This is a genomic window from uncultured Aquimarina sp. (assembly GCF_947492115.1).
Taxonomy (GTDB): Bacteria; Bacteroidota; Bacteroidia; order Flavobacteriales; family Flavobacteriaceae; genus Aquimarina.
The window spans coordinates 45,442-53,213 of sequence record NZ_CANLMM010000015.1 but is presented as its reverse complement, the minus strand read 5'-3'; the positions used below and the strand labels follow the sequence as shown (position 1 = coordinate 53,213).

The following is a 7,772-nucleotide window of genomic DNA, read 5'->3' as shown; positions in this document are numbered from 1 at the left end:
GGCCCGTTCGTCTATCGGCTAGGACGCCAGGTTTTCATCCTGGTAAGAGGGGTTCGATTCCCCTACGGGCTACGAATTTTTAGAAGAAAGAATTTTAATAGAGAAAAGATGGCAAATCATAAGTCAGCATTAAAAAGAATTAGAAATAGTGAGACTAAGCGTCTTAGAAATAAGTATCAGCATAAAACTACACGTAATGCTATAAAGAAATTACGTGAAGCTGATAAGAAAGAAGCTGAAGCGTTATTTCCTTCTGTAGTTTCTATGATTGATAGATTAGCTAAGCGTAATATCATTCATGATAATAAAGCTGCTAATTTAAAATCAAAGTTAGCGAAGCACGTAGCAGCTCTTTAATATAAAGAGAATTCTTAAAAAGAAATTGTAGCCTCTTCATTTTTGAAGAGGTTTTTTCGTTTTATATAATCAAAAAACGTAACCAGATTTTAAGAACTATCGTCTTAACTATAAAAGATAAGAAATGAATTCTAAGTTTTTATATTTTCTGGAGTTAGCTTCTCGATGGTATGTTTTTGCATTGCTTACTGTATATGGATTAGGGAAGTTATTAGGTGGGCAATTTTACAGAAAAGGTAATTTGCCAGATGAGATAGCTAATATTCCATTATCAGAAGTTGGTGGTTTTGATTTAGCATGGTCTTTTATGGGGTATTCATATGCTTATATCTTATTTATAGGTGTTTCTCAGCTGATCGGAGCGGGTTTATTGTTGTTTGAAAGAACTAAACTGTTTGGTGTTTTTGTTTTGATTCCTGTTTTGTTAAATATTATAGTATTCGATGCGATCTTTTTTGATACCTATGGCGCAATGGCAAGCGCAATACTGTACTTTCTTTTGCTTGTTTTGGTGTTGGTGTTGAATAAGGAGAGATTGATTAAAATTATTCGTTTAATTGGTTTGCGTCAATCTTTTGGGGCAAAACAAAATTGGTGGCATACAGTTGGTTTTGTTTTTCTGTTACTGCTATTGTTTTTTGGTATTGATCAATTTTTTGTAAACGTCTTAGGGCATTAGTTGTTCTTGTTTTTCTCTTCAATCCACCTCGACATGAATTCGGTACTTCGTATTGTGTGATATTGTAACATCGAGCCAATAAAATTTGAAGCACGGTGATTTTCTATGTTTTTTTGAATGTTTTTAATACTTTTTATGAAAGGTGTACCTAGTTTTTCCTTGTGAAATCGGGTATTTATAATTTCAATTCCATTTTGTTGTGCTTGATGCCAAATGTTTTTATTGTTGTATAGTGTTACAGCTGCTTTGGCAAACTCCTCAGGATTGTCTTTAATAAAACCATTCCAGTCTGTATCGTCATTAAGCATTCCTTCGGATCCTATTTGTGTGGTAATACTTGGTGTGCCACAAAGCATAGCTTCTGCAAGTTTGCCTTTGATTCCTGCTCCAAAACGTAATGGTGCTAGGCATACTTTCGCATCTTTCATAACTTCTTTAGAGTCTTTTGCCCATCCTTTTATAAGGAAGCCTTGTTTTTCGTTATGTAGTTGTGTTGCTTTTGGAGGCGGATAGGCGCCGTAGATATGCAATTCGGCAGTTGGTAATTTCTTTTTTATTAGGGGCCAAATGGTTTCTTTTAGATATAAAACACTGTTCCAGTTAGGTTCGTGACGAAAATTCCCAATGGTTATAAAATGATTTCTGTCTTCATAAGAAGGCCAGTTTTTTTTAGATTCAATATTTATTGGATCCAATAAGAAGGGTAAATAGTATAAAATATTTTGTGGAATGTTAAATTCTGTTTTTAAGATATCTATTTCTGTATCTGAAATAATGAGAGATTGGTCACATCTGTATATACTCGCAATTTCTCTTTTCGTAATGTCGTTTTTCTTTACGTCTAAAAAATTAAAAGCTTTCTTATTTTTAAATAGCTCTTGTCTGGATTTTCTTAGGCTATGTAAGTCTTCTGTATTTAATATTTTAAGTACTTCTGGAAGTTGTTTGGATACTCTCCATCCAAATTGTTCTTCGGTCATAAACCTATCGAATAAAACAATATTTGGTTGCAAAGAGAGTAGGAAATCATCAAAGCTCTTATCGTTGATGAGAATAGTAGCTTTTTTTACCCCAAGACTTTCTATGTTATGCATATGCTCACTTTCTGAGGCTGCGCTAGCAAAGGTGATTTTCCATTTATGAGATAAGAATAGTTGTATTAGTTGGAGCATTCTTATGCCAGCTGCTGATGAATTAGGCTCAGGCCATACACTTCCAATAATTAGTATCTTATTCATTGTCTTATTGTAACCGTAGAGTTTGCGTTTTGATTAAAAAAAGAAAAGCCTCAGGAATTCTGAGGCTTTTGGTATTTGTTGAAAAATGGATTAAGATAATTTAGAAAATAAAGCTTCCATTTTTTCTTTTTCTTCTTGTGCTAATGCTTGGTCTACCAGTATACGTCCACTGTGCTCATCGGTAATGATCTTCTTACGAGAAGCAATCTCCATTTGTACTTGTGGAGGAATAGTGAAAAATGAACCTCCCGATGCTCCACGCTCGATAGGTACGACTGCTAGTCCGTTTTTTACATTTTTTCTAATTCTTTTGTAAGCGGAAACAAGTCTTTCTTCTATGTTGTTCTGAAAATCTTCTGATTTAGCTATTAATGCCTGCTCTTCTTTTTCAGTTTCAGCTAAGATTGCATCAAGTTCACCTTTTTTGTGTGCAAGATGTTTATTTCTTTCAGTAAGGCGCTCCTTTGTCTGATCAATGATTTCGTTTTTCTGAATGATCTGAGCTTTAAATTCCTTGATGTGCTTTTCAGACAATTGAATTTCTAATTCTTGAAATTCTATTTCCTTGCTTAGAGAATTATATTCACGGTTGTTACGAACATTCTTTTGTTGTTCGCCGTACTTTTTGATTAAGGATTTTGCTTCTTCGATTAGATTTTTCTTCGACTTAATACCATCATCTATGTTTTCAAGATCTGTATTTAGTTTTTCTAATCTCTTATTTAATCCGGCTACTTCATCTTCAAGATCTTCTACCTCTAATGGAAGTTCTCCACGTACATTTCTGATCTCATCAACTCTAGAGTCAATTAATTGCAAATCATATAGTGCTCTTAATTTTTGCTCAACAGTAACTTCTTTCTTTGCCATATTTTATATGTATTGAATTGGATTGGTGTTTTTATCCGATAAAATGATTGCAAAATTACTGATTTTTTTTCTAAGATAGCTAACAATTAAGTTTTTTGTGTACTGTTCGCTTTCATAATGACCAATATCTGCAAGAATCAATTTATTTTCGGCTTCGTAAAACTGATGATATTTGAGATCGGCGGTGATAAAGATATCCGCTCCTGCGGATTGTGCGTTTCTTATAGCAAAACTACCGCTTCCTCCTAATACGGCAACTTTTTTAATAGGTTTTCCTAATAGTGCAGAGTGTCTTACACATCCTGTTTTGAAAGTGGTTTTTACGTGCTTTAAAAAAGCTGTTTCTTCCATCTCTTCTTTCAATTCTCCGATCATCCCCATTCCGATATGTTGGTTTGTATTCTCTAATGAGGTTACTTCATAAGCAACTTCTTCATAAGAATGATTTTCAAAAAGAGCTTTTAGAATTTTACCTTCACAATGTTTTGGGTATGTTATTTGGATTTGGGTTTCTTTTTCTTGATGTGTTTCTCCTAATTCACCAACGGATGGATTAGCATTCTCCAAGGCTCTAAAAGTTCCTGTTCCTTCAGAAGAAAAACTGCAATTATCATAGTTTCCAATTGTTCCTGCTCCTGCTTCAAATAATTTAGATTTTAATGTGTCTGCTTCTTTTATTGGTGCGAAAGTGGTTAGTTTTTTGATCGTACCTTTTTGGGGAATAAGAATTTTCCTGTTGATCAGTTGTAATTGTTCGCAAATCATATCATTAACACCTTGTAATGCATTATCAAGGGCTGTGTGAATTGCAAAAATTGCAATATCATGTTTGATCGCTTTCATTACTACTCGCTCTACATAATTATTTCCATTAAATTTTTTGATCCCTTTAAAAACGATCGGATGAAAACTAACAATCAGATTGCAATTTTTTTCAATGGCTTCGTCAATAATTATTTCTAAGGTATCAAGCGTAACTAAGACACCAGTTACTTCTGTGTTTTTGTCTCCTACTAATAATCCTACATTGTCGAAATCTTCGGCATAGCTAGTAGGAGCCATGTTTTCAAGGTGTTGTATTACCTCTTTTATTTGCATCAAAATATGTTTTTAAATATCTATTATGGAATGTAAAAAAACTTTTAAGAATAATCAAAGTTTCAATGGTGTTTTAATTTTATCCGCTAAGAAATGTTTTTCATTTATAGGAACTTACCAAAAGTTTTGTAACGCCTAATTTCGTTTTATACATTTGCCAATATTGCTTTATTAATAGAATCGTTACATTTTTCCTTTTGAACTTTTTAAGAAAAATACTTTTACCTATTGTTCCGATATACTTTGTTGTTACCTGGTTGAGGAATAAGTTATATGATTATGGGATTAAAAAATCTACCAGTTATGATTTTCCGGTCATAGCTGTCGGAAATTTAAGTGTTGGAGGAACTGGTAAGTCGCCTATGGTAGAATATCTTATCAGGTTGTTACAAGATAAGGCGGTGCTTGCCACTTTAAGTAGAGGTTATAAACGAGAAACAAAAGGTTTTCAGTTAGTAAAAACTTCGGCTAATGCTAAAGATGTTGGAGATGAACCATTGCAGTTTAAAAAGAAATTTTCTGAGGTTTTAGTTGCTGTTGATGCAGATCGACGTAATGGAATTGCTAACATAAAAAAACAAGTACCCAATCCAGAAGTTATTTTATTAGATGATGCTTATCAGCATCGTAAGGTAAAAGCGGGTATATATATTTTGCTGAGCTCCTATTATGATTTGTATTGTGATGATATTGTATTGCCAACTGGTAACTTAAGGGAGCCACGAAGTGGGGCGGATAGGGCAGATGTAATAGTGGTTACAAAATGTCCTAATCATCTTAATGAAGAAGAACAAAAAGCAATTAAAGATAAACTAAAGGTTAAACCTTCGCAACTGGTTCTATTTGCAACTATAAATTATGGAGATTTTATTATGAATACTTCGGATACGAAGTCTATTCAAAATATGAAAAACACTCCTTTTACACTTGTAACAGGAATAGCCAATCCTAAACCGCTGATAACATATTATTCCGAATTGGGATTAGAGTTTACTCATATTAATTATCCAGATCATCATAATTTTTCAGAACAAGATATTGATAGTTTAAAAGCACATCCTTTTATCGTAACTACAGAAAAGGATTATGTAAGGTTGGTACCTCACCTTTCTTCAGAATCTCTTTGGTATCAACCTATAGAGATGCAGTTTATTAATGGTCAGGAGAAGTTTGATGATTATATCATTTCCTTCATAAAAAAATGAGACCTTCTATAAGATCTCATTTTATATATTTTGGCTAACTCAACAACAAAGAAAAAGGTTTCTATGTTATGTTAGTAATATCAATAGATGTGCCAAACTTTAAGTTGCAGTTTGTTTTTCGGATAATGCTTTGTGTAATTTTGTAAAGAACTCTTCCGTTTTATAAGGTTTAGGGATAATATCATTAAAACCATTATTGTAAAACTCATCTAAATTATCGTCTAATGTTACTGCTGTAAGGGCTACTATAGGAATCTTAGTATTAAATTCTCTAATTTGTTTTGTAGCTTCAATTCCACTTATGCCTGGCATGTGTATGTCCATTAGGATTAAATCAAAATCGTTATCTTTTGTTTTATTAATAGCAATATTCCCATTGTCTGCTACATCACAAATCATCTTATTTTTTTCTAAGATTTTTCTAGTAATAAGTTGATTTATCTTATTGTCTTCTACTACTAGAACCCTTTTGTCAACCATAATATTATAGTCAATCTTTTTGGCCTCTTCCTGATAGTTAGAAACAACGTCTTCAAATACTTCGAATTTCAAGTCAAAATGAAATCTTGATCCTTGTCCTAATTCGCTTTCTAACTTAATTTCACTGTCCATTAGCGAAAGTAAATTTTTAACGATGGAGAGCCCTAAACCAGTACCTCCAAATTTTCTATTAATTTGAACAGATCCTTGTGTAAAATTTTCAAAAATACTCTGTTGTTTTTTATCAGAGATACCAACACCATTATCCTTAATTTCAAAATTTAGGAACACTTTATTTTCAATACGATTGATCATTTTTACAGTAATCCAAATATCTCCATTCTGAGTGAACTTAATGGAATTACCTATCAGATTGATTAGGATCTGAGAAATTTTTAATGGATCACCTTTCAGCTTGGCTGGGATTGATTTGTCAAATTCGTAGTGTAGTTTATTATTTCTGTCTTTGGCAGATTTGCCAAGAGCTATCAATACGTCGTTAATTCTCTTTTGTAGATTAAATGAAGTGTTCTCAATCTCTACTTTGTTGGCTTCTAGTTTGTTGAGATCTAGTATGTTGTTTATTAAAGATAGTAGGTATTCTCCAGAGAACTTTAAGGAGTTTAAATGCTCTTTTTGATTAGGAGTAGGGCTTTCTTCTAATAATAAATGTGTTAAGCCTGTAACTGCATATAGCGGAGTTCTGAGCTCATGTGTAATAGTTGATAAGAACTGAACTTTAGCTTCGCTAGCTCTTTCCGCATTTTCTTTTGCTAAGATTAATTCGGTGTTTTTATTTTGCAAAAGCTCGTTTGCTCTCGCTCTTAAATTATTGTTTTTATATAAGGAAAGAGTAAGTAGAGATAGAATAGTAATTAAAGCGATACTTAAAATAGTAGTTAGTCTTCCTAGTTTTAAAGATTTTTGCTGTTGTTTGTTCTCTTCTTTAAGCTCTTCTATTTCAAATTTTTCATCTTCAATATTAAATTTGGCTCTTGCGTCTTGTGCAATGATTTCCTTATTGACGTTAAAAAGAGAATCTTTAAATCTCTCATGAGATCTTAGATTAATTAATGATGTTTCAAATTCTCCTTTTTCCTGAAAAATTCTGCTATTTAGTTCTAAGCTTTCGGATTGTATTTCTAAGAAGCCCATTTTTGCTCCTATGTTCATCGCGAGCTCATTTGTGCTCACAGCATCATCTAATAATCCGAGCATCATTTGAGCTTTAGCTTTTCCAATATAAAGTTTGGCTTTATGGTAGGATTGCTGTAAGGATTCTATCTTTGGCAAACCATTATTGAAATAACTTATAGCTGATTCTGGTTCATTCATTTCCAGTGACAATAGTCCAAAATTTATTTGTATTGGACCTTCTAACTCTTTTAGATTGTTTTTTTCTGTCAAAGAAGCAGATAAATCAAGATGTTTTTTGGCATTTTCGAATTCTTTCAATTTGGTAAGAATAGATCCGCATACATTATAAGAATTCGCTAGTGCAATTTCATTTTCGAGTTTAGTTTGTATTTCTATTGCTTTTTTTATTTGTTCTTTGGCGCTGTTTAAATCACCTAATTCTAAATATAATTCAGCAAGTACTCGATTAGTTTGGGCTATATATTGAATGTCCTGACTTTCTATGGCAAGTTCTTTAGCTTTACTTATGTTTTGTAAAGCGTTTGCTAATTTATCAGTGTTTATCGCTTCAGAAGCATTGATGAGATAATTTTCAATAGAATCTTTTATTGCAATATTTTTCTCTGTTTCTTCGGATTGCGAATACGCATAGAAACAACAATTGAATAAAAATATAAGTATAAAATGTTTGATTTGGTAAGGCATTTT

Annotated in this window: 7 protein-coding genes and 1 tRNA gene; 4 read left to right on the top strand and 4 right to left on the bottom strand. The window is 32.5% G+C overall.

Features of this window, described 5'->3' with window-relative positions:
* The 3 genes from Q1A73_RS23790 (at position 1) to Q1A73_RS23780 (ending at position 1,036) form a co-directional block, all read left to right on the top strand.
* Positions 1 to 72: transfer RNA gene (locus Q1A73_RS23790), tRNA-Glu, on the top strand.
* Between the two features lie 36 nt (positions 73 to 108).
* Positions 109 to 357 (top strand): 30S ribosomal protein S20, encoded by a 249-nt coding sequence (gene rpsT, locus Q1A73_RS23785; RefSeq protein WP_299611094.1) that lies wholly within the window; start codon positions 109 to 111, stop codon positions 355 to 357.
* Between the two features lie 124 nt (positions 358 to 481).
* Positions 482 to 1,036 (top strand): hypothetical protein, encoded by a 555-nt coding sequence (locus Q1A73_RS23780; protein WP_299611091.1) that lies wholly within the window; start codon positions 482 to 484, stop codon positions 1,034 to 1,036.
* Here the strand turns inward: Q1A73_RS23780 and Q1A73_RS23775 are convergent.
* The 3 genes from Q1A73_RS23775 to Q1A73_RS23765 form a co-directional block, all read right to left on the bottom strand.
* The gene (locus Q1A73_RS23775; protein ID WP_299611088.1) at positions 1,033 to 2,274 is read right to left on the bottom strand and encodes a glycosyltransferase; all 1,242 of its coding nucleotides are present in this window, start codon (positions 2,272 to 2,274) and stop codon (positions 1,033 to 1,035) included. The two genes, Q1A73_RS23780 and Q1A73_RS23775, sit on opposite strands and share 4 nt — an antisense overlap.
* Before the next feature lie 90 nt (positions 2,275 to 2,364).
* Positions 2,365 to 3,144: a C4-type zinc ribbon domain-containing protein gene (locus Q1A73_RS23770; protein WP_299611085.1), complete on the bottom strand. Its 780-nt coding sequence runs from the start codon at positions 3,142 to 3,144 to the stop codon at positions 2,365 to 2,367.
* Between the two features lie 3 nt (positions 3,145 to 3,147).
* Positions 3,148 to 4,242 (bottom strand): Nif3-like dinuclear metal center hexameric protein, encoded by a 1,095-nt coding sequence (locus tag Q1A73_RS23765; protein ID WP_299611082.1) that lies wholly within the window; start codon positions 4,240 to 4,242, stop codon positions 3,148 to 3,150.
* Positions 4,243 to 4,439: 197 nt separating this feature from the next.
* Between Q1A73_RS23765 and lpxK the strand changes: the two genes are divergently transcribed.
* Positions 4,440 to 5,447: a tetraacyldisaccharide 4'-kinase gene (lpxK, locus tag Q1A73_RS23760; RefSeq protein ID WP_299611079.1), complete on the top strand. Its 1,008-nt coding sequence runs from the start codon at positions 4,440 to 4,442 to the stop codon at positions 5,445 to 5,447.
* A 99-nt stretch (positions 5,448 to 5,546) separates the two neighbouring features.
* On the opposite strand, the gene Q1A73_RS23755 is transcribed toward lpxK, so the two are convergent.
* Positions 5,547 to 7,769 (bottom strand): response regulator, encoded by a 2,223-nt coding sequence (locus tag Q1A73_RS23755; RefSeq protein WP_299611076.1) that lies wholly within the window; start codon positions 7,767 to 7,769, stop codon positions 5,547 to 5,549.
* Positions 7,770 to 7,772: the final 3 nt, after the last annotated feature.